The following is a 2,734-nucleotide window of genomic DNA, read 5'->3' as shown; positions in this document are numbered from 1 at the left end:
AGAGCTAACGCAGGGAACTGAAACATCTTAGTACCTGCAGGAAGAGAAAATAAATGAATGATTCCCCCAGTAGTGGCGAGCGAACGGGGAACAGCCCAAACCAGTGGCGTCGCAAGGCGTGGCTGGGGTTGTAGGACCGCGACATTGTATGCAAATCGTGAACAGAACACTTTGGAAAATGTGACCATAGACGGTGATAGTCCAGTATGTGAAGCGAAATGCGGCATAGCGGTATCCTGAGTAACGCGGGACACGAGGAATCCTGCGCGAATCTGCCGGGACCATCCGGTAAGGCTAAATACTCCCGTGAGACCGATAGCGAACGAGTACTGTGAAGGAAAGGTGAAAAGAACCCCGAGCAGGGGAGTGAAATAGTTCCTGAAACCATACGCCTACAAGCGGTCGGAGCACAGCAATGTGTGACGGCGTGCCTTTTGCATAATGATCCTACGAGTTACCGTCACTGGCGAGGTTGAGTGTCATGAGACACGTAGCCGCAGTGAAAGCGAGCCTGAAGAGGGCGCACAGTCAGTGGGGGTAGACGCGAAACCAAGTGATCTACACTTGGCCAGGATGAAGTCCCGGTAACACGGGATGGAGGTCCGCACCAATAAGCGTTGAAAAGCTTCTGGATGAGCCGAGTGTAGGAGTGAAAGGCCAATCAAACTTGGAGATAGCTCGTACTCCCCGAAAGGCATTTAGGTGCCGCGTCGGATGGTCACCGTGAGAGGTAGAGCGACCGATAGGACAAGAGGGCTTCACCGCCTATCGAGTCCTGACGAACTCCGAATGCTCACGGTCTGCAGTCCGGCAGTAAGGGGGCGGGTGCTAAGGTCCGTCCCCGAGAGGAGAAGAATCCAGACCGCCGTCTAAGGTCCCGGAGTTCTGCCTGAGTTAGTCTAACGAAGTCTGGTCCCTATGACAGCTAGGATGTTGGCTTGGAAGCAGCCATTCATTCAAAGAGTGCGTAACAGCTCACTAGTCGAGGGTCCGGGCATGGATAATAATCGGGTATAAGGCAGACACCGAAGGCGCGGGATAGCAATTTTAAAAGTATCGGTAGGGGAGCATACTCACAGCGTCGAATGGTGTACGTAAGTTATCCTGGAGCGGTGAGTAAAGCAAATGTAGGAATAAGTAACGATAAGGGGGGTTAGATTCCCTCCCGCTGTAAGACCAAGGTTTCCCGGGCAATGCCAATCAGCCCGGGGTCAGTCGGGTCCTAAGTCTAAGCCGAACGGCGATGGCGATGGCAGAGACGGTTAATATTCCGTCACTGCCGCATGGGGCGACGTGGAGACGGAGCAGTGAAACCACCGCGGGGCGACGGAAGTCCCCGTTGAAGAGTGTAGGTGTTGAGGATGGCAGGCAAATCCACCATCCGAGCTGAACTTGACAGTACGGAGTCCTCCTCGGAGGAATCTGATAGTGTGGGTAATCATACTCCCGAGAAAATCCGCTAAGCTTAACCCATGCGGCACCCGTACCGCAAACGGACACACGTGGTCGGGTAGAACATACTAAGGCGTTGAGAGATTCATGGTTAAGGAACTAGGCAAATTGACCCTGTAACTTCGGGATAAAGGGTCCTCGTGATGAGCGAGGCGCAGAGAATAGGTCCAGGCAACTGTTTAACAAAAACACAGGGCTGTGCAAACTCGAAAGATGACGTATACAGCCTGACACCTGCCCGGTGCCGGAAGGTTAAGAGGAGATGTCACTCGCAAGAGGAAGCATTGAATTGAAGCCCCGGTAAACGGCGGCCGTAACTATAACGGTCCTAAGGTAGCGAAATTCCTTGTCGGGTAAGTTCCGACCTGCACGAATGGTGTAATGATCCGGACGCTGTCTCAACCATGAGCTCAGTGAAATTGTAGTATCGGTGAAGATGCCGATTACCCGCGATGGGACGAAAAGACCCCGTGAACCTTTACTACAGCTTAGCATTGACCTTGGTCATCCGATGTGTAGGATAGGCCGGAGGCTTCGAAGCGGGAGCGCCAGCTTTCGTGGAGCCATCCTTGAAATACGGCCCTTTGGCTGTCTGAGGTCTAACGCGTGATAACGCGGACACTGCTTGGTGGGTAGTTTGACTGGGGTGGTCGCCTCCAAAAGCGTAACGGAGGCTTCCAAAGGTGCCCTCGGGTCGATTGGTAACCGACCTCAAAGAGTGCAATGGCATAAGGGCGCTTGACTGGGAGGCAGACATGCCGAGCAGGCAGGAAACTGGGGCATAGTGATCCGGCGGATGTGTATGGAAACTCCGTCGCTCAAAGGATAAAAGGTACTCCGGGGATAACAGGCTGATCCCCCCCAAGAGCTCATATCGACGGGGTGGTTTGGCACCTCGATGTCGGCTCGTCACATCCTGGGGCTGGAGAAGGTCCCAAGGGTTGGGCTGTTCGCCCATTAAAGTGGCACGCGAGCTGGGTTCAGAACGTCGTGAGACAGTTCGGTCTCTATCTATCGTGGGCGTGGGAGTTTTGAGTGGTGCCGTCACTAGTACGAGAGGACCGTGATGGACAGACCTCCGGTTTACCAGTTGTGCCGCCAGGCGCACCGCTGGGTATCTGAGTCTGGATTGGATAAGCGCTGAAAGCATCTAAGTGCGAAGCCAGCCGCAAGATGAGAACTCCATTGAGGGTCGTCAAAGACGATGACGTTGATAGGATGCAGGTGTAAAGACAGCGATGTCAAAGCCGAGCATTACTAATTGCCCGAACACTTTCTTTAA

General features: G+C 53.7%; 1 rRNA gene. It reads left to right on the top strand.

The features are described from left to right. Positions 1 to 2,734, top strand: a 23S ribosomal RNA gene (locus KSW37_RS15380); the annotation flags it as partial.

This window comes from Segatella copri, assembly GCF_019127135.1.
Classification (GTDB): Bacteria; Bacteroidota; Bacteroidia; order Bacteroidales; family Bacteroidaceae; genus Prevotella.
This window is presented reverse-complemented; position numbering and strand designations above follow the sequence as displayed.